This is a genomic window from Streptomyces sp. NPDC127108 (assembly GCF_042677545.1).
GTDB lineage: Bacteria > Actinomycetota > Actinomycetes > Streptomycetales > Streptomycetaceae > Streptomyces.
The window spans coordinates 81,681-105,322 of the sequence record NZ_JBHXTE010000034.1 but is presented as its reverse complement, the minus strand read 5'-3'; the positions used below and the strand labels follow the sequence as shown (position 1 = coordinate 105,322).

Annotated in this window: 18 protein-coding genes; 7 read left to right on the top strand and 11 right to left on the bottom strand. The window is 70.1% G+C overall.

The window, feature by feature from the left end:
* Positions 1 to 64: 64 nt before the first annotated feature.
* Positions 65 to 1,054: a porphobilinogen synthase gene (hemB, locus tag ACFVHO_RS26935; RefSeq protein WP_385719654.1), complete on the top strand. Its 990-nt coding sequence runs from the start codon at positions 65 to 67 to the stop codon at positions 1,052 to 1,054.
* 103 nt (positions 1,055 to 1,157) lie between these two features.
* A complete protein-coding gene (locus ACFVHO_RS26930; protein WP_385719651.1) occupies positions 1,158 to 2,150 on the top strand; it encodes a zinc-binding dehydrogenase in 993 nt (330 codons plus the stop codon).
* Between the two features lie 28 nt (positions 2,151 to 2,178).
* Here the strand turns inward: ACFVHO_RS26930 and ACFVHO_RS26925 are convergent, their stop codons facing one another.
* The 3 genes from ACFVHO_RS26925 to ACFVHO_RS26915 form a co-directional block, all read right to left on the bottom strand.
* Positions 2,179 to 3,087, bottom strand: coding sequence for an NAD(P)-dependent oxidoreductase (locus tag ACFVHO_RS26925; RefSeq protein WP_385719649.1), 909 nt, complete (start codon positions 3,085 to 3,087; stop codon positions 2,179 to 2,181).
* Between the two features lie 180 nt (positions 3,088 to 3,267).
* Positions 3,268 to 3,804: a DUF4232 domain-containing protein gene (locus tag ACFVHO_RS26920; protein ID WP_385719646.1), complete on the bottom strand. Its 537-nt coding sequence runs from the start codon at positions 3,802 to 3,804 to the stop codon at positions 3,268 to 3,270.
* An 85-nt stretch (positions 3,805 to 3,889) separates the two neighbouring features.
* Positions 3,890 to 4,615: a DUF4232 domain-containing protein gene (locus ACFVHO_RS26915; RefSeq protein WP_385719643.1), complete on the bottom strand. Its 726-nt coding sequence runs from the start codon at positions 4,613 to 4,615 to the stop codon at positions 3,890 to 3,892.
* Positions 4,616 to 4,838: 223 nt separating this feature from the next.
* Between ACFVHO_RS26915 and ACFVHO_RS26910 the strand changes: the two genes are divergently transcribed.
* Positions 4,839 to 6,314: a helix-turn-helix domain-containing protein gene (locus tag ACFVHO_RS26910; RefSeq protein WP_385719640.1), complete on the top strand. Its 1,476-nt coding sequence runs from the start codon at positions 4,839 to 4,841 to the stop codon at positions 6,312 to 6,314.
* A gap of 149 nt (positions 6,315 to 6,463) precedes the next feature.
* On the top strand, positions 6,464 to 7,666 hold the full coding sequence (locus ACFVHO_RS26905; RefSeq protein WP_385719637.1) for a PLP-dependent aminotransferase family protein: 1,203 nt from the start codon (positions 6,464 to 6,466) through the stop codon (positions 7,664 to 7,666).
* A 98-nt stretch (positions 7,667 to 7,764) separates the two neighbouring features.
* Here ACFVHO_RS26905 and argS read toward each other — a convergent pair whose 3' ends face one another.
* The gene (argS, locus tag ACFVHO_RS26900; protein ID WP_385719635.1) at positions 7,765 to 9,528 is read right to left on the bottom strand and encodes an arginine--tRNA ligase; all 1,764 of its coding nucleotides are present in this window, start codon (positions 9,526 to 9,528) and stop codon (positions 7,765 to 7,767) included.
* A 205-nt stretch (positions 9,529 to 9,733) separates the two neighbouring features.
* On the opposite strand from argS, the gene lysS reads away from it, so the two are divergent.
* Positions 9,734 to 11,482: a lysine--tRNA ligase gene (gene lysS / locus ACFVHO_RS26895; RefSeq protein ID WP_385719632.1), complete on the top strand. Its 1,749-nt coding sequence runs from the start codon at positions 9,734 to 9,736 to the stop codon at positions 11,480 to 11,482.
* Positions 11,483 to 11,639: 157 nt separating this feature from the next.
* Positions 11,640 to 11,843 (top strand): hypothetical protein, encoded by a 204-nt coding sequence (locus ACFVHO_RS26890; protein WP_385719629.1) that lies wholly within the window; start codon positions 11,640 to 11,642, stop codon positions 11,841 to 11,843.
* 53 nt (positions 11,844 to 11,896) lie between these two features.
* Here the strand turns inward: ACFVHO_RS26890 and ACFVHO_RS26885 are convergent, their stop codons facing one another.
* On the bottom strand, positions 11,897 to 12,865 hold the full coding sequence (locus ACFVHO_RS26885) for a hypothetical protein (protein WP_385719626.1): 969 nt from the start codon (positions 12,863 to 12,865) through the stop codon (positions 11,897 to 11,899).
* Positions 12,866 to 13,200: 335 nt separating this feature from the next.
* Positions 13,201 to 13,710, bottom strand: a complete 510-nt coding sequence (locus ACFVHO_RS26880) for a hypothetical protein (RefSeq protein ID WP_385719623.1) — start codon at positions 13,708 to 13,710, stop codon at positions 13,201 to 13,203.
* 177 nt (positions 13,711 to 13,887) lie between these two features.
* Here ACFVHO_RS26880 and ACFVHO_RS26875 point away from each other — a divergent pair, with 177 nt between their 5' ends.
* Complete coding sequence (locus ACFVHO_RS26875) at positions 13,888 to 15,723, top strand: trypsin-like serine peptidase (protein ID WP_385719620.1); 1,836 nt, start codon at positions 13,888 to 13,890, stop codon at positions 15,721 to 15,723.
* 10 nt (positions 15,724 to 15,733) lie between these two features.
* Here ACFVHO_RS26875 and ACFVHO_RS26870 read toward each other — a convergent pair whose 3' ends face one another.
* The 5 genes from ACFVHO_RS26870 to ACFVHO_RS26850 form a co-directional block, all read right to left on the bottom strand.
* The gene (locus ACFVHO_RS26870) at positions 15,734 to 17,341 is read right to left on the bottom strand and encodes a DUF2637 domain-containing protein (protein ID WP_385719617.1); all 1,608 of its coding nucleotides are present in this window, start codon (positions 17,339 to 17,341) and stop codon (positions 15,734 to 15,736) included.
* A gap of 123 nt (positions 17,342 to 17,464) precedes the next feature.
* Positions 17,465 to 17,776, bottom strand: coding sequence for a hypothetical protein (locus tag ACFVHO_RS26865; RefSeq protein WP_385719615.1), 312 nt, complete (start codon positions 17,774 to 17,776; stop codon positions 17,465 to 17,467).
* A 77-nt stretch (positions 17,777 to 17,853) separates the two neighbouring features.
* The gene (locus ACFVHO_RS26860) at positions 17,854 to 21,873 is read right to left on the bottom strand and encodes an SGNH/GDSL hydrolase family protein (RefSeq protein ID WP_385719612.1); all 4,020 of its coding nucleotides are present in this window, start codon (positions 21,871 to 21,873) and stop codon (positions 17,854 to 17,856) included.
* 54 nt (positions 21,874 to 21,927) lie between these two features.
* Positions 21,928 to 22,845, bottom strand: coding sequence for a hypothetical protein (locus ACFVHO_RS26855; protein ID WP_385719609.1), 918 nt, complete (start codon positions 22,843 to 22,845; stop codon positions 21,928 to 21,930).
* Entirely contained in the window at positions 22,842 to 23,336 is a 495-nt protein-coding gene (locus ACFVHO_RS26850; protein WP_385719606.1) for a hypothetical protein, read from the bottom strand. Before ACFVHO_RS26850 ends, ACFVHO_RS26855 begins: the two co-directional genes overlap by 4 nt.
* Between the last annotated feature and the right edge of the window lie 306 nt (positions 23,337 to 23,642).

The window sequence follows — 23,642 nt, the reverse complement described above, 5'->3', positions numbered from 1 at the left end:
TGAATCACTTGCTGGTACTTGGACGAGCGCGCAGCGCGATTCACGGTGAGGTGGATTTCAGGCAATGAGTACGTACGGTTCCTTCCCCGGTTCGCGGCCCCGGCGGCTGCGTACGACCCCCGTCATGCGTCGCATGGTCGCCGAGACGCGGTTGCACCCGGCGGATCTGGTGCTGCCGGCCTTCGTGCGTGAAGGCATCGGGGAGCCCATCGCGATCGGGTCGATGCCGGGGGTGTTCCAGCACACCCGCGACACCCTGAAGAAGGCCGCCGTGGAGGCGGTCGAGGCGGGGGTCTCCGGGATCATGCTCTTCGGTGTGCCGGAGGAGTCCAAGAAGGACGCGCTCGGCAGCGCGGGCACCGACCCGGACGGGATCCTGCAGGTCGCGCTCCGTGATGTGCGGGCCGAGGTCGGGGACGACCTGATCGTCATGTCCGACCTGTGCCTGGACGAGTTCACCGACCACGGCCACTGCGGTGTCCTGGACGAGCAGGGCCGCGTGGACAACGACGCGACCCTGGAGCGGTACGCCGAGATGGCGCAGGTCCAGGCCGACGCGGGCGCCCACGTGGTGGGCCCGAGCGGCATGATGGACGGCCAGATCGGCGTCATCCGGGACGCGCTCGACCAGACCGAGCACGAGGACGTGTCGATCCTCGCCTACACGGTGAAGTACTCGTCGGCGTTCTTCGGCCCCTTCCGCGAGGCCGTGGGGTCCTCCCTGAAGGGCGACCGCAAGACCTACCAGCAGGACCCGGCCAACAGCCGTGAGTCCCTGCGTGAGTTGGCGCTCGACCTCGAAGAGGGCGCCGACATGGTGATGGTCAAGCCCGCGGGGCCCTACCTCGACATCCTGGCGAAGGTCGCGGAGGTGGCGGACGTGCCCGTGGCCGCGTACCAGATCAGTGGCGAGTACGCGATGATCGAGGCGGCGGCGGAGCGCGGCTGGATCGACCGGGACAAGGCGATCATGGAGTCGCTGACCGGGATCAAGCGGGCCGGGGCGCAGATGATCCTCACGTATTGGGCCACCGAGGTGGCGCGGCAGCTCTAGCGGCGCCCGGCGGTCCGAACAGCGGTTGGAGTCCCTTGACTTCAACCGCTGTTGAGGTTCGAGGGTAGGGGCATCGAATCGATCCCACGTCCGGGAGGACCAGATGCACGCCGTTGTTCTTCATGAGTTCGGGCCCGCCGCGAACCTCTCGTACGAGAGCGTGCCCGACCCGGTGCCCGGGCCCGGGCAGGTGCGGGTCGCGGTGCGGGCCGCGGGGGTGCACTTCATCGAGACCGTGATGCGGGCGGGGGCCGCAAGCGATCTCGCGCCGCCGCTGCCGGAGCTGCCGTCGATCTTCGGCGGGGAGGTCGCCGGGGTGGTCGACTCGGTGGGGTCCGGGGTGGGGCAGGAGTGGCTGGGGAGGAGCGTCGTGACGGCGCGGGGCGGTCCTGGCGGGTACGCGGAGCTGGCCGTCGCCGAGGTGGGGGATGTGCACGCGGTGCCCGAGGGGCTCGGGTTCGAGGCCGCCGTCGCCATGGTGGTCACCGGGGCGACCACCATGGGGCTGCTCGACGTCGCCGAACTGCGCCCCGATGACGTGGTGTTGGTGACGTCGGCCGCCGGGGGTGTGGGCCGGCTCGTGGTGCAGTACGCGCACGAGATGGGGGCCACCGTGGTGGGTGTCGCGGGCGGGCCCGGCAAGGTCGCCGCCGTGCGCAAGCTCGGGGGCGGGGGCGGTGCCGAGGTGATCGGTGTCGACTACGACGAGGAGGGCTGGGGCGACGAGGTGCGCGCGCGGATCGGCGGGCGGCGCGTCAGTGTCGTCCTCGACGGGGTGGGCGGGGAGAAGGCCGCCACCGCGTTCGAACTCCTTGCCGACGGGGGGCGGTTCGTGTCCATCGGGTCCGCGTCGCAGGTGGAGTTCGTGCCGGGGGGCGGGGTGCTCGCCGAGCGCGGCATCACGTACCGGAACGCGCTGCTGGAGCTTCTCGGGCGGCCCGAGGAGCGGCCCGAGCAGGAGCGGCGCGCCCTGGCTGCCGCCGCCGCGGGGCGGCTTACCCCCGCCGTCCAGTCGTTCCCGCTGGCCCACGCCGCCGAGGTGCACGCGGCGTTGGAGCGGCGGGAGACGACCGGCAAGGTGGTGCTGGTCCCGTGATGCCGTGGCGGCTGGGGGCCTTCGCGCCCTACGGGGTCGTGAGCGGCTCGGGGGTCCTGAGCAGGTCGACCATCCGGGACAGGCCGTCGGCGCCGTACCCCTCCGCGACCGCGCGCTCCAGGAGCGCCCGCAGCGGCGTGAACAACTGGTCGCTGACGCCGTGTTCGGCGAGCGTGTCGGTGAAGTTGGGCAGCACCGCCAGGTTCATCTCCAGGTTGGACACGTCCGTGAGGTGCTGCCCGGAGTCGATGGCCTCGGCGGTGCCGGGCACGATCCCCTGGGTCATCGCGACGACCCAGTCCAACAGGAGCGGCGCGAAGTCCTTCGCGGGCACGCCCGCGCTGCCGACCAGCGCGTAGGCCTGGGCGACGCCGAGGCCCATGCCGTACATGCCGGTGAGCAGCGACAGGTCCCACAGGGCGGCGAGGCCCGCATCGGTGCCGACCCACTTGGTGTCGGCGAGGGCGGCGAGCGTGTCGCGGTGGCGTGCGTACGCCGCCTCGTCGCCGCTGTAGAGGATGTACGCGCCGGGGCCCGCGATCATCTGCGGTACGGCCATGATGCCGCCGTCGACGTAGGCGATCCCGTGCTCCCGCGCCCAGTCCGCCAACTCCCGTGCCTGGGACGGCGTTCCGTTGGTGAGGTTCACCAGGGTGCGGCCGCGCAGTTCCTCGGTGAGCGGCTCGAACAGCTCGCGCACGTTGTCGTTCGTCGTCAGGCAGGCGATGACGAGCGGGCTCGCGGTGACCCCGGCCGCAGGGGTGTCGGCCGGGGTCGCGCCCTGTGCGACGAGTGGTCCCGTCTTGGCCGCCGTGCGGTTCCAGACCGTGGTGGGGTGGCCCGCCTTCAGCAGGGCGGAGGCGAGCGCGGAGCCCATCAGGCCGAGGCCGAGGACGGAGACGGGGTGGTCGGTCGGGGTGTGGTCGGTGGCGGGCACGGGGGCTCCTTCGAGGGTGGTACGGAGAGGGCGCCGAGCGCGCCGGTCTCGCTGTTCTCGTCGAGGTGTTCCTCGGAACACCTCGATCCTCGCCGTGCCCGCACCGACCGACAAGTACCGACTATTTTGTTAGGTACTCACCAAAGGGTAAGTATGGAGCGGCCGTTCGGTGGCCGGGACCTACCAGGCCAGCGCGTCGGACGCCCTGGACTGCCAGTACGTGACGAACGCCGAGTCGTCCACGTACACGCCACCGGTGGGCAGCTTCGGCTTGGCCGAGGTGCCGGCGCCGCCGTTGTGCGCGCGGTTGGAGAAGAGGACCCCGAGCTTCTTGGTCTTGAAGCCGTTGGTGCCCTCGGGGGACTCCGTGCGGATGCCCGCGTACGCCGACTTGCCGGGCTCCAGGGTGATCACGGCCTGCGGCACGCTCTCGCGGAGGACGGCGGTGGCGGCCTGCGACTGGCCGAAGCGCAGGTACGGGGCGTGGTAGGCGTAACAGGTCTTCGTGCCGGTGTTCTTGGCCCGCAGGAGCAGGTGGTTGACGGGGCGGTCGACCTTCTTCACCGTCACCTTGGTGTTGGCGGCCGTGCAGGTGACCGGGGCCGCCTCGGCGCCGGTGCCGCTCGCGGCGGCGCTGCCCGCGAAGGCCGGGAGGGAGAGGGCCGCGGACAGGGCCAGCGCGGTGGCGGCGGTGCGGGTGCGGAGCGTGGTGCGCATGGGTGCCTTCTTCTCTTGGGTGGTGGTGGGTTGGTGGGCCGGTTGGGCCGATCGGTGGGCCGGTTGGGCTGTGGCGCTGCGGGTGTCAGGACGTGAGCGCGTCCGCCGAGCTGCTCAGCCAGTACGTGACGCGCAGCTTGTCGTCGATGTGCACGCCCTTGGCCTGGAGCGCCGCGTCGGTGAACTTGTCGCTTCCCTGGAAGCCGACCTGGAGGCTCTGCGCGGTGCGGCCCTCGCCGCCGCTGCCGTCGCCCGCCGAGAGGATCGCCGCCGCGTAGCCCTTGGCGCCGGGCTTGAGCGAGGTGACCGCCTGCGGCTTGCTGTCCTCGATGACCGGCGGGACCGACTGGGCCTCGTCGAACTTGAGGATCGGGTAGCCCGCCAGGTCGCACATCTTGTCGCCGGTGTTGGTGATCGTGATCAGCATGTAGTTGAGGGGGCGGGACACCGGCGCGGCGGCGACCGAGGTGTTGTCCGCTGTGCAGGGGACCCGGTTCGCGGGGTCCTGCGGGTCCGAGCCCGTGCCGCCGCCCGAGTCCGCCGCGGAGCCGGACGAGCCGGAGCCGTCGCTGCCGGAGCTGCCGCCCGTGCCCTCGCCGCTCGCACCGTCGGTGCCGCCGGCCGCCTCCCCCGACTCGTTCTTCCCCTCGCCCTCGGGGGACTTCGGGGCGGTCGACGAGGAGTTCGCGGCGCCTTCGTCCCGCGTTCCGGACGTGTCGTCGTTGCCGCAGGCGGTGAGCGAGAGCGCGGCGAGTGCGAGCGTCGCTGCGGCGAACAGGCGGGTACGGGGGCGGCGGGCGGAGGCAGGCATGAGTGATCTCTTCCTCAGGAATGTGACGGGAGCTACGTGCGCCGCGCCGAGGACTTGACGGGGGCGGCGTGCTTGGATGACCCAAGCTTGTGCGGCGTACCGTCCCGGTGGCCAGAGCGGCCGGACAACGAGGGACACTGGAACGCTCGCACCGGCTCTGACCTGCAGGAACTGGGGTTCCTTGGAATGGTCGGCTGGAATGGCGGACAGGGGTGGAGGAAGCGTGGGGTCGGGTGATCTCGCGGCGTTGCTGCGGGAATTGAAGGAGCGTTCGGGGCTCAGTTACGGAGTCCTCGCCAAGCGGCTGCATGTGAGTACGTCGACGCTGCACCGCTACGTGAACGGCACTGCCGTGCCTACGGAGTTCGCACCGGTGGAGCGTCTCGGCAGACTCTGCAAGGCGAGCCCGGACGAGCTGGTGGAGCTGCACCGGCGGTGGATCGTGGCGGATGTGTCGCGGGGGCGGAAGGCGGAGGCGGCGGCGGAGACTTCAGGGACCGGTGAGTCGGGCGAGGCCCCCGAGCCCGCCGAGCCCGTCGCGGCGACCCAGCCGGTCGAGCCCGTCGACGCCACCGCGCCCACCGAGGCCGTCCCCCCGTTCCAGCCGGACCCCGACCCCCACCCGGAAGCCGCCCCCCGACCGGAGCCCGAACTCTCCCCGGTCTCCAGCACCCCCGCCCCCGGCCCCACCGCCGTCCGGGCACGCCGGGGCGGCCGACTGTCCCGCCTGCGCCGACGGCAGCTCGCCGTCGTCGGTGCCGTCGGCGTCGTCCTGGCCCTCGGCGGCACCGCCCTCGCGCTGCAGAACGCGTCGGGCGGCTCGGACGACGGCCGGGACAAGGCGGTCGACCGGGCCGTGCCCTCGGCGGATCAGGCTCCGTCCGGTACGGGGCGGAACCCGGACAAGAACCCCTCCGCCACACCTTCCGCCAAGAAGGACCAGGACGACAAGGGCAACAAGGGCAAGAAGGACAAGGAGAAAGGGAAGGGCGAGGGCGGCGAAGGGAAGGGCGAACAGGGCAAGGGCGGCTCGTCCTCCGGCGGCGGCCCTGGCAGCACCGGCTCGTCGAACGCCGCGAAGGGCACGCCCGTCACCGCTCGCGTACGCCCCTTCCCCTACTACCCGAACCCGTGCGCCCAGAATTTCCTCATCGACCGGGAGCCGGGCGAGGTCCTTCAGCCGCCCTCCGAGCGGGAGGCGCCGACCTGGGTGCGGGCCATGGGCGGGGTCCAGGCCGCCGGCGGGTTCGTCGAGGTCACCCTCCAGGGCACCGGCGAGGACACCGTCGTACTGGAGCGCCTCGACGTCGACGTGCGGCGCAAGAGCGAGCCGCTGAAGTGGAACAGCTACCAGTCGGGCAACGGCTGCGGCGGCCCCGTGGGCACCAAGTCCTTCGACGTCGACCTCGACGCGGACCAGCCCACCGCCGTCCCCAAGTCCGGGCAGCGCGACTTCCCCTACAAGGTGAGCGAGTCCGACCCCGAGGTCTTCTACATCGAGGTCGACACCAAGAACTACGACGCGCTGTGGTCCCTGAACCTGCAGTGGTCCAGTGGCGGGCGCACCGGGGTGCTGCGGATCGACGACGCGGGCAAGCCGTTCCGCACGAGCTCGGGCGCCGGGCGCCCGGAGTACAAGTGGCCGAACGGCGCCACGAAGTGGAGCAGGGAGGAGCCGCAGTCGGCCGATCAGGGCTGAGGGCGCGCCGCCGGGGCCCGGGGGCGGCCGTGGCCCCGGGGAGACCGGGGCGGTGCTGGAGCCCCGCCGTCCGCATTCCGAAAAGGGTGTTGCGGGCGGCGCTCCCATGTCTACCCTGCCCGGGACCCACGTTCCGGGAGGGACCCACGATGACCGTCACCAGCAGTGCCACCGCCGCCCCCACGCCGCCGCTCGCCGCGCGTGCCGCCGCGATCGGGGGCTCGCCGGTACGGGACATCCTCGCGGTCACCGCACGGCCCGAGGTCATCAACTTCGCGGGCGGTCTGCCCGCGCCCGAGTTCTTCGACGCGAAGGGCGTCGCCGCCGCGTACCAGGCCGTCCTCGCGGACGCGCCCGGGCGGGCCCTGCAGTACTCCACGACCGAGGGCGAGCCCGCGCTGCGCGGGGCCGTCGCCGAGCGGTACACGGCCCGGGGCCTCGCCACCGGCGCCGACGACATCCTCGTCACCACCGGATCGCAGCAGGCCCTCTCGCTGCTCGCCACCGCCCTCGTCGAACCCGGCGACACCGTCCTCGTCGAGAACCCCTGCTACCTGGCGGCCCTCCAGGTCTTCGCCTTCGCCGGGGCGCACGTCGTGCCCGTGCCCGGGGACGCCGACGGCCTCGACCCGGACGCCCTCGACGCGCTCGTCGCCCGGCACCGGGCCAAGCTGCTCTACACCGTGCCCACCTTCCAGAACCCGACCGGGCGGACCCTGCCCCTCGGGCGGCGGGCCGCCGTCGCCGAGGTCGCCGCCCGGCGCGGGCTGTGGATCATCGAGGACGATCCGTACGGGGAGCTGCGGTTCGAGGGGGAGCGGGTGCCGTGGATCGCGTCCCAGCCGGGGGCCGAGGACCGGACCGTGGTCCTCGGGAGCTTCTCCAAGGTCATGGCGCCGGGGCTGCGGCTCGGGTGGCTGCGGGCGCCGGCCGCGCTGCGGCGGGCCTGTGCCATCGCCAAGCAGGCCGCCGATTTGCACACGCCGACCGTCAACCAGCTCGCCGCCGCCTGGTACTTGGAACGGTACGACCTGGACGCTCATGTGGGGCGGGTCGCCGGGGTGTACCGGGAGCGGCGGGACGCGATGCTCGCGGGGCTCGGGGACGCGCTGCCCGCCGGGGCGGAGTGGAACCGGCCCGAGGGCGGGATGTTCCTGTGGGTGCGGCTGCCCGAGGGGTACGACGCGGGGGAGCGGTTGCCGGGGGTTGTGGGGCACAACGTGGCTTACGTGCCGGGGGCGCCGTTCTATGGCGGAGCCCCGGACGCGCGGACCCTGCGGCTGTGCTTTGTCACCCAGACGCCCGAGGAGATTGCCGAGGGCCTGCGGCGGCTTCGGCTGGGGCTCGCCTAGGAGTTGCCCGGCACCGGGGCTGTGCCCACCCGTTCCGCCCCTGGCGGACCAGCTGCCCACAGGGCGGAACGGGTGGGTGGGGCCGGGGCCCGGTCTGGTTACAGGCGCTCCGGGGTGCGGATGCCCAGGAGGGACATGCCCTGGTGGAGGGTGCGGGCCGTGAGGTCGCAGAGGAACAGGCGGTTCTCGACCTGGGCCGGGGTGTCCGCCTTGAGGACGGGGCACTGGTCGTAGAACGTCGTGTACAGCGACGCCAGTTGGTACAGGTACGCGGCGAGCTTGTGCGGGGCGTACTCCGCCGTCGCGTCCGCGAGCACCTCGCCGAAAGCGTCCAGGTGCAGGCCGAGGGCCCGCTCCGCCGGGGCGAGTTCGACCTCGGCGTGGGCGACCGGGCCCGTGCCCTCGGCCCTGCGCAGGATCGACTTGATGCGGGCGTAGGCGTACTGGAGGTAGACCGACGTGTCGCCGTTGAGGGAGACCATCTGGTCCAGGTCGAACTTGTAGTCGCGGTTCGCCGAGGTGGAGAGGTCCGCGTACTTCACGGCGCCGATGCCGACGTACCGGCCGTTCTCGATGATCTCCTGCTCGGTCAGGCCCACCTTCTCGGCCTTCTCGCGCACGACCGCCGTGGCCCGCTCGACGGCCTCGTCGAGGAGGTCCTCCAGGCGCACCGTCTTGCCCTCACGCGTCTTGAACGGCTTGCCGTCCGCGCCGAGCACCGTGCCGTAGCCCATGTTGTGCGCGGTGACGTCGTCGTTCAGCCAGCCCATCCGGCGGGCCGCCTCGAAGACCATGCGGAAGTGCAGCGACTGGCGTACGTCCACGACGTACAGCAGGGACGTCGCGTGCAGCCCGACGACGCGGTCGCGGATCGCGGACAGGTCGGAGGCCGCGTAGCCGAAGCCGCCGTCGGCCTTCTGCACGATCAGCGGCACCGGCTGGTCGTCCTTGCCGCGGATCTCGTCGAAGAAGACGACGAGCGCGCCGTCGGAGCGGACGGCGACACCGGACTCCTCCAGGAGGCGGGCCGTCTCCGGCATCATGTCGTTGTACGCGGACTCGCCGACGATCTCCTCGTCGCGGACCTCCATGTCCAGCTTCTCGAAGACCGAGTAGAAGTAGACCTTCGACTCGTCGACGAACCGCTGCCACAGGTCGAGGGTCTCCTTGTCGCCGGACTGCAGGGCGACGACCCGCTTGCGGGCCCGCTCCTTGAACGCCTCGTCGGCGTCGAAGACCGCGCGCGAGGCCTTGTAGACCCGGTTCAGGTTCGACATGGCCTGGTCGCCGTCGGTGTCCGTCTCGGGGGACAGCTCGCCGGGGTGCTCGATCAGGTACTGGATGAGCATGCCGAACTGCGTGCCCCAGTCGCCGATGTGGTGGCGGCCGATCGTCTTCTCGCCGGTGAAGTCCAGCATCTGCCGCAGGGCGTCGCCGATCACCGCGGAGCGCAGGTGGCCGACGTGCATCTCCTTGGCCACGTTCGGCTGGGCGTAGTCGATGATCGTCGTGCCCGGCTCGTCCTTGAGCGGGACGCCGAGGCGGTCGCCGTCGGCGGCGCGGGCGGCGAGGGTCTCGGTGATCGCCCGGTCGGTGACCGTGACGTTCAGGAAGCCGGGACCGGAGACCTCCACGTCGGCCAGCAGATCACCGTTGGTGATCTTCTCGACGACCTGGGTGGCCAGCTCCCGCGGGTTGGCCTTCGCCTTCTTCGCGAGCGCGAGGATGCCGTTGGCCTGGAAGTCCGCCCGGTCGCTTCGTCGCAGCAGCGGATCCGCGGCGCCGGACTCCGGCAGGGCTGCCGAGAGGGCGTCCGCGAGACGCTGGTGGACGGATGCGGCGAGGGACGTGACCGGGGCCATGGGCTTCCGTTCTGGTAAATGGCGTGCATCAGGGTGAGCGTCAAGTGTCCCATGGGGAGGGACGCCGGTTCGCCTCATAAAACGCGGCCCGGCCGCCGGGGCGGACGCGACCTGGCCGCCGCGGCCGGAGCAACCCCGGACCGAGTCCTTCCGTCTGGGACAATGGCTTACGCCAGATTCCCTGAATCCCGAGGAACAAGAGGACGTGCCGATCGTGGCTCAGAGCACCGATACCACCGACTGGGTCTCCCGCTACGCGGACGAGGTCATCGCCGAGTCGGAGCGTCGTGCCCCGGGCAAACCGGTCACTGTTGCCTCCGGTCTCTCCCCTTCCGGCCCCATCCACCTGGGCAACCTGCGCGAGGTCATGACCCCGCACCTGGTCGCCGACGAGATCCGCCGCCGCGGCCACCAGGTCCGGCACCTGATCTCCTGGGACGACTACGACCGGTACCGCAAGGTCCCGGCCGGTGTCCCCGGCGTCGACGAGTCCTGGGCCGAGCACATCGGCAGGCCCCTGACGTCGGTGCCCGCGCCCGCCGGTTCGGCGTACCCGAACTGGGCCGAGCACTTCAAGGCCGCGATGGCCGCGTCCCTCGCCGACCTCGGCGTCGAGTTCGACGGGATCAGCCAGACCGAGCAGTACACCTCGGGGGCGTACCGCGAGCAGATCCTGCACGCGATGCGGCACCGCGCCGACATCGACGCGATCCTCGACCAGTACCGCACCAAGAAGGACCCGGCCAAGGGCAAGAAGCAGCAGAAGCCCGCCGACGAGGCCGAGCTGGAGGCCGCGGAGGGCTCCGGCGCGGCCGCCGAGGACGACGGCAGCGGCGGCGCCGGCGGGTACTTCCCGTACAAGCCCTACTGCGGCGGCTGCGGCAAGGACCTGACCACCGTCACCTCCTACGACGACGACTCCACGGAGCTCGCCTACGTCTGCACGGCGTGCGGCTTCGAGGAGACCGTGCGGCTGAGCGAGTTCAACCGCGGCAAGCTGGTCTGGAAGGTCGACTGGCCGATGCGCTGGGCCTACGAAGGCGTGATCTTCGAGCCCAGCGGCGTGGACCACTCCTCGCCCGGCTCGTCGTTCGTCGTCGGCGGGCAGATCGTGCGCCAGATCTTCGACGGGGTGCAGCCGATCGGTCCGATGTACGCCTTCGTGGGCATCAGCGGCATGGCCAAGATGTCGTCGTCCCGCGGCGGCGTGCCCACCCCGGCCGACGCCCTGAAGATCATGGAGGCACCGCTCCTGCGCTGGCTGTACGCCCGCCGCAGGCCCAACCAGTCCTTCAAGATCGCCTTCGACCAGGAGATCCAGCGGCTCTACGACGAGTGGGACAAGCTCGCCGCGAAGGTCGCCGACGGCTCCGTGCTGCCCGCCGACGCCGCCGCGTACACGCGCGCCGTGGGCACCGCCGCCGGACCCCTGCCGACGACGGCGCACCCGCTGCCGTACCGCACGCTCGCCTCCGTCGCCGACATCACCGCCGGTGCCGAGGACCAGACGCTGCGCATCCTGTCCGAGCTCGACCCGGCCGACCCGCTGGCCTCCCTCGACGAGGCGCGGCCCCGGCTCGACAAGGCCGAGGCGTGGATCAACACGCAGGTCCCGGCCGACCAGCGCACGGTCGTGCGGGACGAGCCCGACAAGGAGCTGCTCGGCTCCCTCGACGAGGAGGGCCGCGAGTCCCTGCGGCTGCTCCTGGACGGCCTGGATTCGCACTGGTCCCTGGACGGCCTGACCCACCTCGTCTACGGCGTCCCCAAGGTCCGCGCGGGCTTCGCCGCCGACGCCGGGCCCAAGGAGCTGCCGCCGGAGATCAAGACGGCCCAGCGGACGTTCTTCGCGCTCCTGTACCACCTGCTCGTGAGCCGGGACACCGGGCCGCGCCTGCCCACGCTGCTGCTCGCGGTGGGTGCGGAGCGGGTGCGGAAGCTGCTCGGCGCGTAGCGGTACGCCTGGGAGCGCCCAGGCACGCCAAAAGGGGGGCGGGTCCACTTCGGACCCGCCCCCCTTCGCGCGCTGCCGCCCTGTGCATCCTTCGGACTACCCCGGTTTCGGCCCCCGGCACGACGTACCGGAAGGCCCGGCCGGAGATCCTTGATCCATGAAGGAAATCATCGCCATCATCGGTTGGATCGTCGGCGTCCAGGGGGCACTCGGCCTCGCGGGACGCGTCTTCGGGGACGGCCCCTGGGGCCTGGTGCACAAGTGGTGGGACATCCCCACCGCCGGGTACGCCGTGCTGCTCGCCGTCGGCGCCGTCCTCGCGTTCTACGGGGAGCAGGGCAGGGCGCGGGCCCGGCGGTAGGGAAAGTCGGCCTCGATAAGGCCGCTTTTCCACTCACTCGTGGGAATGCCGCTCTACTTGCAGTATCCGCCGGAGTACTGGCCGGGAACGAAAATGCCCGCGGCGAACTTCACCTTGATGCACTTCTTCGCGTTCTTCGCCTTCATCGCGGTGGTGGTGATAACCGCGGCGTGCGCGCCCCAGTAGATGTTCAGGCCGGGCGGCAGGAATCCCGAGACAACGCCGGACAGGGCGCCGTTGTCGGCGATCTTCCGGGTTTCGCTCTTGTTGAAGTACGCGGTGCCGGTCACGATGCCCCACGTCAGCTTGGGGTCGGCGACGACGGGGAACGCGGTCTTGTCGTTCGTCTCGATCGTCTGGACGAGGTCCTTGCCGTCCAGCTTGTAACTGGTGGGCACCGCGTCGCCGTTGGCGTCCTTGGCCCACGGCGCGTCGATGGTGCCGACCGGGACGTGCACGCCGTCGGCGCTCTCGCGGTGCAGCGCGAAGCCGCCCCGGCCGTCCGCGGAGATGTCGGTTCCCTGCGGCAGGTCGAGCCGGAAGCGGTGGCTCTCGGGGGCCTTGCCGTCCTTGAGGGTGACCAGCGTGCGGGCGCCGCCGTCGGTGGTCGGCTGCACGGCGATGTCGGTGGCGGCCGCGGCGTCGCGGTAGACGACGGTGCCCGCACCGGCCTTGACGCCCGCCACGCCCTTGGCGTCCGGCAGGGAGAGGCCGAAGGAGCCGTTGTCGGCGGCGCCGTTGAGGGTGCCGTTCGCCTTGTCGGGGGCGGTGATGGTGACGTCGCCGCCCTCGGTGGCGGTGACGGCCTTGGCGGGCGTGCCCGGGGCCGCCGCGGACGGGGCGATGTCGCCGGTGCCGGTGGCCTTCTCCACCACGGCGGCGGCGTTGCCCGCGTCCCCCGCGCGGGTGTTGCCGGTGTCGGCGTTGGCGGGGATCGCGGTGGCGAACAGGGCGGCGCCGGCGGTGGCGGCGACTGCGGCGATGGCGAGCTTGCCCTGGCGGCGGTGAGTGCTGATGTGCACGCGCCGTACTCCTTTGAACGTGCATTTCAGGCATAGCAAGCACCCCTGCCCTGTTGGGGCAAAGGGAACTTGGCTGCCTTTGTGGTCGAGACCGACACCATCATGATCACAACGGATGCGCTGTGACGGAAGCCATAATTCCGCAACGGATTTCGATCAAGGTTAGGTCTCGTGCCTCAACCGCCATGGGATCTCAGGCGGGATGGGGGAGTGGCCTATGATTCGGGCTTCGCCCGGGTGGGCCTGAGGGGCCGTCATGGGGCCGGAGCCCGTAGTTCCGGGGCCTTGGCTCTACGGTCCCTGGCTCCGCGGCCCTTGGTCCCGGGGCCCGTCGGCTAGGAGCGCCGCCTGCGTCGTACGACGAGGAAGGCGCCCGCGGCGGCCACCGCGACGGCGCCCGCCCCGACGGCGACGACGGTCGTCGTGTTCGACTCCTCGTCGTCGTCCTGGGCCGCGTCGACACACTTGGATCCGTCGGCGGGACCGCCCGCCTCGACGGTCACCTTGCCTGCCGCCGTGTCCTCGCCGGGGTGCACCGGCTCGGCGAAACGGACGGTGTAGGTGCCGGGTTCGGCGTCGCAGCGGATCCGGGCGTGCGCCTCCAGCGAGACCTTGCCCGTGGACTTCAGCTCCACCGCCCCCACGAACGCCTCGGACCGGACCGACGCGCCGTCGTCGAGTTCCGGGTTCACCGTGGACAACTTGACCCGGGCGCCCGGCGGTACCGAACCCGGCGCGACGGTCAGTCGGCCATTGCCGTCCGAATCCGCGACAGCGCTCGGAATAGCCGCGAGGGAAAGCGTGAGCGTGAAAGCTCCGACGGTGGCGGCGTTTATGCGTGGCATAGGATGCAGTCCTCAGGTTCGGACGGCCGGAGTTCATTCCGGTCGCAGGATCCGTTCGCCGCGATCCTACCCAGGGGGGTCTCTGAGCAGCCCTTTGACCACGACTGCTCAGTTATCCGGAACGTGATCGAGTCCGTGCCGGGGAGTTGTCAAAAACCCACTAACAGAAGGTTTGTCGTGCGTATTTCTCGTCGGCTCCGTACGGTCGCCGTGGGGGTGGGTGGCGTATTGCTCGCCACCCTGGCGACCACCGCGTCCGCGGTGGAGAGCAAGGACCGGAGCAAGGACCCATGGACAGTTGAGGACGCGGAGGAGTTCTGGACGTCCGCGCGCATGCGGTCGGCGACACCGCCGCCGGCCGCGGAGGGCGAGACGCCGGAGGGCACCGGAACCGGCGCTGCCACCGGCACCGGCACCGGCCCCGCGAAGGACGGCGCCGCCCCCTCCTCCCGCCCCGCGAAGCGAGGCGCCCGTGCCTCCGGTCCCGCGCTGTACTCGGCGAGTTCCGAGACGTACTACGAAGGCTCCAAGACCATCGGCGTGCTCTACTACGTCGACAACGGCATGGCCTCGCACCACTGCACGGCCAGCGTCGTGCACAGCCCCAAGGGCAATGTGATCCTCACCGCCGGGCACTGCGGCAACGGCAGCAAGTACGCCTTCGTCCCGCAGTACCGCACCGGCAAGCCCGCCTCCCAACAGCCCAACGGCATATGGGCGATCGACCGGGTCTTCAAGGACCCGCGGCACGCCGACACCGGCCCCGGATCGAACCTGGACTTCGCCTTCGCGACCGTCAAGCCCGACAAGCTCGGCCGCCAGGTCGAGCAGATCACCGGCGCCAACACCCTCACGCGGACGCCCGCGTACAACGTGTGGGTCGACGTCATCGGCTACCCGAGGGTCAAGCACGACCCCAAGGACCAGGCGATCAAGTGCCGGATCAAGACGACGCGCCTCACCGGGTACAAGCAACTGCGCATGGAGTGCGGCGGGTTCCACGGCGGCACCTCCGGCAGCCCCTGGCTGATGAACTACGACGAGAAGACCAAGACCGGCCAGGTCGTCGGCAACCTCGGCGGAGTGGGCGGCGGCGGAGCCACCTCCGACGTCTCGTACAGCCCGTACTACGACAACGAGGTGTTCAAGCTCTACCAGGACGCCGTCAACAACGTCGCCACGGTGAAGCGGCCCCCGCTGCCCTACACCCCCGGCACCGGCGAGACCTGGCAGCACGCCAAGCAGCTTGCCTCCGGCGACTACACCGGCGACGGCAAGGCCGACCTGCTCGTCGTCTGGACCGACGGCGAAGTCACCCTCTACACCGGCAACGGCAACGGCGGCTTCTCCGGCGAGCGCAGGCTCAAGGCCGCCAACAGCACCTGGAAGCACGCCACGACCATCACCGGCGGCGACTTCACCGGCAACAACACCGCCGACCTCATGGTCCGCTGGTCCGACGGCGAAGTCACCCTCTACCCGGACGTGAGCCCCGCCGGATTCGGCCGCGAGATCAAGCTCGCCGACGCCAAGTCCATCTGGAAGCACGCCGACCAGATCACCGCGGGCCGCTTCACCGCCAACAAGTGGACCGACGACCTCGTCGTGCGCTGGAGCGACGGCGAAGTCACCCTCTACGGCGACGTGGACGGCGGCGGCTTCAAGAAGGAGAACAAGCTCCAGAAGCCCAACGGCACCTGGAAGCACGCCACCCTCCTCACCAGCGGCGACTTCACCGGAAACGACAACTGGGACATCATCGTCCGCTGGACCGACGGCGAACGCACCCTCTACCAGGACGTGAACACCACCGGCCTCGGCAAGGAGACCCAGATGCAGGCACCCAACGCCCTCTGGAAGCACGCCGAGGCGATGACCGCGGGCAACTACAACGCCAACGGCCACCCCGACGACCTGATCGTCCGCTGGAGCGACGGCGAGGTCACCCTCTACGCCGACACCAGCACCAGGCTCGGCACCGAGCGCAACGTCGTGCCGCCCAAGGCGTCCTGACCGCCGACCGCTACGCGATGTGCTCGGCGTCCTCGTCGAGCGAGCGCTGGTAGCGGTCACGGAAGCCGCGCAGGTACGGGCGCAGGGTGCTCTCGGTGAGGGGGCCGCCGGACTGGCCCTTCACGCCGTAGAGGTCCTCCAGGTACAGGCTGAACTGGCGGGCGTTGGGGTAGTCGCCCATCTCGCTCACGTACTTGCGGAAGGCGTTGAAGTACGCCTCCTCGCGGGTCATGTCGTCCGGCAGGCCGGCGCTCTCCGCCGCGGCGGGCTCGGGCAGGGGCTCCGGCTCGGGCGCGGGCTCGGGGGCCTGCTCCTCGCGCGGGCCGGGGATCAGATGGGCGCCGCCCGCGAGGGGGCGGGTGCGGCCGGGGCCCGCAGGGACGCGGAAGCCGGAGCCGTCGTCGATCACGTCGGCCCGCTGGTCGTGAGGCTGCTGCGCCTGCTGAGCGTGTGCCTGCTGTTCGTAGAGCTGCTGTTCGTAGAGCTGCTGCTCGTAGACCTGCTGGTCATAGGCCTGCTGGTCGGCGTACTGCTGCTGCTCGTACGCCAGTTGCTCGTCGTAGCCCTGCTGCCCGTGGCCCTGCCGCTGGGCCTGCTCCTCGTACCACTCGTCGTACGGGGCCTCCGGGTCGTACGACACTGGGCCCTCACCGGGGTGGGACTGCGGCGGGTGCTGGGCGGCGAACCAGGGGCTGGCGTGGTTGGCCGGGGGCTGCGGGGCGGGCTCGGGGGTGGCTTCCGGGGCGGCTTCCGGTGCGGCTTCCGGGGTGGGCCCGGCCGCCGGGTCCTTGACGAGGGCGACGGGGGCGGCCGAGGCGGCGAGCTGAGCCTGGGGCAACTCCCGCTGCGCGGACTCCGGCTGGGGCAGCCCGGCCGCGACCGGCTCGGCCTTCGTCAGCTCCGGCTGCTGGGCGGCCTGGACGGGCGGCAGGACGGGCGGTTCGATGCCGGCCGCCGCGAGGCCCGCGGGGGCCGTCTCCGCGAGCGGGACGCCGTAGCGGGCCAGGCGCAGCGGCATCAGGGACTCCACCGGGGCCTTGCGGCGCCAGCCGCGGCCGAAGCGGGAGCGCAGGCGGGCCTGGTAGACCAGGCGCTCCTGCTCCAGCTTGATCACCTGGTCGTAGGAGCGCAGCTCCCACAGCTTCATGCGGCGCCACAGCAGGAACGTCGGCACGGGGGAGAGCAGCCAGCGCGTCATGCGCACGCCCTCCATGTGCTTGTCGGCCGTGATGTCGGCGATCCGCCCGATCGCGTGCCGGGCCGCCTCGACCGCGACCACGAAGAGCACCGGGATGACCGCGTGCATGCCCACGCCCAGCGGGTCGGGCCAGGCCGCCGCGCCGTTGAAGGCGATGGTGGCCGCCGTCAGCAGCCACGCCGTCTGACGGAGCAGCGGGAAGGGGATCCGGATCCAGGTCAGCAGGAGGTCGAGCGCCAGCAGGACGCAGATGCCCGCGTCGATGCCGATGGGGAAGACCATCGAGAAGGTGCCGAAGCCCTTCTTCTCGGCCAGCTCCCGCACGGCCGCGTACGACCCCGCGAAACCGATCCCGGCGATGACCACCGCACCGAAGACGACGACCCCGATGAGTATCCGGTGCGTACGTGTCAGCTGCATCGCGGCCACCCGCGAACCCCTCCCTGTTCGGTGTGTTGCGACCGATAGCCTGGCACACGCGTGCGGGAGCGTGTGTCCCGGTACGTCGTCACCGGGCAAGTCGACCCGGCCGGTGCCGCCGGTCTAGCGCGGGTTCGCCACTTCGAACCCCAGGCCCACCAGCAACGGCAGCCCGACGAGGACCAGGTGGGTCACGGCCGTCCGCCAGCACCGGAACACCGAGGCAAGGCAGATTCCCCCGCCCGTCAGCCAAGCCAGGAACCACAGAATGCTCTCGCGCTCGGCCGCCGCGTCCTGCACCTCCCGCGGGCTCGGAGCCCCGAAGGACAACCCGGACAGGACGTAGCCGGAGCCCGCGTAGAGCACGATCACGATGTCGACGACGGCCACGACGACGGCCAGCTTCCCGTCATTTCGACGTGGAGCGAACTTCATACCGGTGATTTTCCCTCTGTGCGGAAACCGGGGGCCTGAGCGGATGTACGTGCTCAGACCCCCGGCCAGAAATGCGGTCAGCCCTTGCCCTGGAGCGTGTGCTCCAGAGAGTCCGCGTACAGGCGAGCTCCGGCGGGCTTGGGGTGGAAGGACTGCATCGACGGGGCAAGCGGATCGTTGTCCGCCTGCGACCGGCCAAACATGACGATGCCGTGGACAGTTTCCGGGTCGCCGCAGATGGCCTTCCCGGCGAACTCGTCGCGCGGGTCGGAGAAGACCGCCCACGATCCCGCGTCGGAAGTGGCGCCCTTCATCTCATCGGCGAGCGTGTCGGCCACCGTGTTCACGAACTGGCCCTCGGTGTTTTCCATGGACGGGATGCAGGACCCGTCGTGCTCCAGGAGCCGCGGGTAGCCCATCAGGACGACCTTCGCGTTCGGAGCCTTGGAATGGACCTTGTTGAGCACCTTGACGATCTGTGGCCGCACCGAGTCGTGCAGCCACTTCGGTGCCCACTTGTCCAGCCGGTCAGTATTCCCGGGCAGATCGTCGCCGGTGGCCGGATCGACGTTCCCGATCGTGGCCGCCTGACAATTCTTCAGGGACGGCAGGGGAAGGTCGATGCACTTCGTGATGACGTCCGCGAAGCGTGCGTCATTGCCGCCGATGCTGAGTGTGACCAGGCTGGTGTTCTGGTCCAGGTACCCGGCATCGACCTGTGGCACCTCGCTGGACTGGCCGTCCTGGAGCATGTCGTAGGTGCGTGCTCCGGAACAGGCCACGAAGTGGTAGTCCAGCTGCGGGTCGAAGCTGTCGGCCAGTTTGCCGATGGACTTCGAGGCCCCGGGCAGGGACGCCTGCCGGGACCAGGCAAGCTTCGAACGGTGGCACTTGTCCGTGGTCTTGTCGGTCAGCTTGTTCTTGTAGTCCGTCTCGGAGAAGTAGTCCTTTCCACCGGATTCCGTCGCGCCCTCACCCGAGGAGTACGAGTCGCCCATGGCGACGACGGAGTCCTTCGGCTTGCCCGGCAGCGACTGGAAGGCGATCGAGCCCCAGGCGATGTCCTCGTCCGCTGTCCCGTCCTTGGTGGTGTTGGACAGCTCGACCTCCGGCGTTCCCGTGAAGTGGAACGTGCCGAGACTCACCCAGCCGCCGGCGCGCTGGAGCACATGGCGCTTCGGGCTCTTGGAGTCGGAGTTGCGGACGACGTAGGCGGCCTGCCGGGTCTGTGCGCCGGTGTCGGGCAGGTGCACCAGCACGCGCGCCCAGTTGAGCTCGTGCCCGAGCGTCCACTTGCCTTTGATCGTCATCCGGTTGCCGGGGCCGCCGAGGTGGGACTCCTCATCGCGGGTGTGGGTGTACCAGAAGTGGCCGCCATGGCCGCCGCCGATCGAATGCAGATCGGCCTTCGCTTCGTAGTGCTTGTCCCCGTCGGGGTAGAAGGTGAACTGGAACTTCCCCTTCGATGACACCTTCCCGCACGACGACCAGGACTCCGTGCCGTCAGGGACGGACGCCACGACGTCGGCGTTCTTCGGGGCGTTGCCGCACACCGGCTCCCCGTACTTCAGCCGGTGTCCGCGTCCGGGCTCGGAGATCAGGGTCTTGTACTTGATGTCCTCGTTCCCGCACGTCTGGTCGCAGTCGGACTTCCACGTGACGTTCTCCTGGTTCCACCAGTACTTCTCGTAGCACTTCGCGTCCGGGCAGTCCGGCGGGCTCGACGTGTCGCAGCCGTTCTTCTTGTTGCAGAAGGCATCCAGCGGCGGGCTTACCCGGGAACGAGCAGCGGACGTGTCCCACCAGGCGGGACGGAAACCGGCCGAGGCGAACCCGGACTCGCCCGGCCAGTCCTGACGGCCGTCCGTGGAATACGACAGGCCGGTGTCCATGGACCAGGCGGCCCAGCCCATCACCTTCTCCTCATACGGCCAGTTCTGCGGATTCGCCGCGTCCCGGATGTTGTTCGGATTGACGCTGACATCCATGAACGGGTGGTCCCAGGCGCCCTTCTTGTACATGGGGTTCGCCGGGTTGTTGTACCAGCCGAGGCCCCAGTGCCCGCCGTGCTTCTTGGCCTCCGACTTCGGATTGAAACCGAGGTTGTAGTTCCAGGCCGCGGTGAACCAGTTCTCCACCCGGGACGGGTCGTCATTGTTCACCGTGATCTTCTGCCCCTTGGTGTGGACCTCGTTCCACTTGTCGGCCAGGATCTTCATCGAGGCAGCGACGTTGGAGGCGTAGTCGATCGCGAGGAGCTTCTGCGCCTTCGGGTCGGTGCTGCTCGTCTCGCCCTTCTTCTCGTGTCCGGACAGGCGCATGCCGTCGGTGACCTGACCGACGCCGTAACCGCAGTCGGACTTCTTCCAGTTGATGCGCCAGTAGCCGAAGACGGTGTCCTTGGCGTTGTGGCCGTAGTAACCGTCCACGGCTGCCAGCGGGTTGCCCATCTGCCCGGGCACCGCGCCGTTCTCGGCCTGCCACAGGTTGGACTCCTGCGCCATGACGCCGAGCAGGACATTGGCAGGGATGTGGCCGCCGCCGTTCAGCTTCGGCCGCGGGAAGAGGCCCTGCGGGTCGATCGTGCCGAGCCCGGCCTGGCTGCGGTAGCCGCCCTGGCGCAGCCACTTGGCGCGCAGTTCCCCGCGTACGGCCATGTCCACGGCCCACTCGACCTGGTTCGGCGTCGGCTGGAGCGCCTGTGCCTTCATGTCGTTGCGAGAGACCGCGCACCACCGGTCGGTGTCACGGGGGTCGTGGGAGACGGGTGAGGGGGTGGCCGCGGCCGCGCGGGTCAGTGTGCGCGGCTTGGCGCTGCCGGTCAGAGCGGGGGAGGAGCCGTCGCCTGTGCCCGGCTGCGCCGAGGCGACGTACTGTTCGACCTTCTTGCCTGTCGTGGTGGCAGTGGACGTCACCTTGATCGCCGCGTCGTCGGCCGTCCCGGGAGCCTTGCCGGTGCGGGCCCGCACTCCGGCCTGCGGCTCCTCGGCCTTGTCGAAGCCCTTCCCTGCAGCCCTGATACGCGTCAGACCGGCACGGACTCCGGGGGTGAGGACGGGCTCGACGGCCAAGCGGCCGTGGGAGGAGACGCTGGTGTCGGCAGGAGCGTCGATCTTCGTGATGCCGCTCTCCGCCACCTTGACGTCCTTGGCGTCACCGGTGAGGAAAGTACGGCCCTGTGCGCCGGGCGCGAGGTCAAGGTCGCCGAGGCGCCCGGTGGCGATGGTGCGCGGCTTGCCTTCACCGCCGTACACCTTCGCCTGCGCCGTCTTCGTGCCCTTGCGGTCCACGAAGCCGACCCGGCCGCCCGCCAGGGGGCGGATGTCGAAGGGGACGCTGTCGCCCTGAGCGAGCCTGCGCACTTTTCCCTCGTCGCTGACGTGCACGAGATCGCGGCCGAGACCGGCGACGACACCGTCCTTGACCGGGGCTGCCGACGACACCTGCCCGCGCAGCTCGCCTGTCGTCGCGACCGTCTTTCCGGACGTGTCCACCGTCATGACTCGCGTCTTCACCTGCGACACGTCGTTCATGTCGCGGTACTGGGTGAAGGCGGCGGTGTGCGTGATGGTGTTGCAGGTGGGGTCGAAGTAGGCGAGCGTGGCGGTGAACGGCAGCTTCGTCACCGCGCCCGTCCTGGTGTTCACGATCGCCGTGAACGCGCCGCCCTGCATCAGGTTGGGCTTGTTCGTGAAGGCACGCGGGGCGTACACGGCGGCGACATGGGAGTCGTCCATGGCGCACTGGTTGCCGATCCACGAGTCGGCCGGGATGCCCGGCTCACTGAGGACGGCGGCCGTCTTCCAGCTGTACGCCTTGCTCGACTCGGCGGTGAGGATACGCAGACCGTCCGCGTCGGCGGCGGCGGTGACGGCCCGGTCCTGGCTCTTCTTCCAGTCCTTGCCGAGGTTGGCGTCCGGGCTCGGGACCCGGCCCGAGCCGGGCTTGTCCGGGGACTGTGCTTCAGGCTCCGACCCCTTCCTCGGTGCGGGGGTGGGGAGTTGGGGTTCTACGGCGAGGGCCTGCGACACCAGGGGTCCGCTCGCGACCAGCATGGCCGTGGTGATGAGCAGAGGTGTGCGCAGACGCCTCGACACGCGGTGACGACGTATCAAAACGTTCCTTGCGATGGTGATGTGAGCGGGACCCGGTCAGGCTTCCTTCGCCTTGGCGACCGCATCCCTGGTCGCCTCGGCGGCCTTGTCGAAGTCCTTCAAGTGCTTGGCGATCTCGTCCCGCTGGATCTTCGATTCGGTGTCGAACCACGTCCGGGCCACGTCGTACGTGTCGCGGCAGGCGATGTCGGCCTTGGCCGTCGCGATCTCCCGGTCCGTCACCTTGTCGGGGTCGGTGAAGCGAGGGTCGTCACTGGCGTCGAGCGGTCGCTTGTACCCGCCATGGCCCTTGTCCTTCATGCAGGACGACCACTTGGCGAAGACATCGACGACCTCGGGCGCCTTCTGGGACCTCTGGAACGACTTGCCGCTGATCTCCTGGACGATGGCCGGAGGCTGCGTGTCGGGGACCTTTCCGTCCACGTTCTCCACACAGCGCCGCAGCGTGGCGTCGTCGGCACCGGACTCGTCGACCGCTCCGGCTTCCATCGCCTTGTCGTACGCCTCCTGCTCGCCCGCGGCGGGGTGGTAGCCGCGCTCGGCGGAGAGCCGCGCGTCGTGGACGCCGTAGCGCCAGTCGGTGAGCGTCTTGCCGCCGAGCTCCGGCAGGTCGGGGGCCGGCTTCCAGGAGTCGTAGCCCGCGGCGCTCATGCACTGGTCGAGCAGCTGGTCCCGGGACTGGGACACCACGCGCGCCTGGGTCGAGGTGGGCATGTACGCCTCGACGGGCAGGCGCCAGGTCGCTGGGTTGTCCGGGGAGCCCACGTAGGCTTGCGCGACCTTGCCCGGCGTGGCGGTCTGGTACATGTCGGAGTCGTTGCCCGCAGCGCTCTCCGGACCACCGGAGAAGTAGTAGGCGGTGCCCGCCCCGGCTGCCAGCACGAGAGCCGTTACCGGAGCCGCTGCCTTCGCCGTCAGCCGCATCCTCGTTGTTCCCCTCTGCTGCTCGGTCACTTGCTGGTCCACCTGAACGAGGCGTTGTTGTTGTGGACGTGCCGGAATTGGTCGATGTGCTGATATGGGGCCATCACGTCCTGCGCGCCCTTGTAGCCGCTGTTGACGTACACCCGGGCCTTGTACTTGTGGTGCTCGTTCTCGCCCGACGCGGCGTGGTTCTTGACCTTCAGCCCGGATCCCGGCCAAGGGGCGCTCGCACCGTTCTTGACGCAGAAGGTGAGCGCCGACTGCGCGCCCACCACTCCGTCCGGCGCGTTGTTGAAGTCGAAGATGCTGTAACCGATGTTGCGGTACGAGCCGTTCTGCCCGGAGTTGTAGAAGATGTGGAACTTGAACTTCGAGACGTGCGGGCTCTTGCACGCCTGTGGGCTGTACAGGTTGTCGGTCTCATCGGCTGCCGCTGGAGTAGCGATCAGTACGGCCGCCGCAAGCCCGGTCATCGCCGCGATGCCTCGGCGGACCCTCCGCGAACGGGTGTCGGTGGGCAACGGAATCTCCTTGCTTTCCTCGCTCGTTGACGCGTCGCCGCGAGGGAAGGGCGCCACCGCGCAGCCCCCCTCCCGACGCGCATATGAGAGTTCCCTGAAGACGGAACCAGGAGGGAACTGTATGTAGCCACCACACGGTTACCGAGTGGTGGCTATGGGGCATACGCGACATCGAGTGAGATTTCGGCGCCTTATTTGATCATGTTTTGCACTTCAAGTGATCAAATCGAAAGCAATCAGGGCGTTTAGGTCGACAGATGCCTGACGTGACGTCAGGTATGCGTCCGTGGCGCAAGTGGCTGGCTG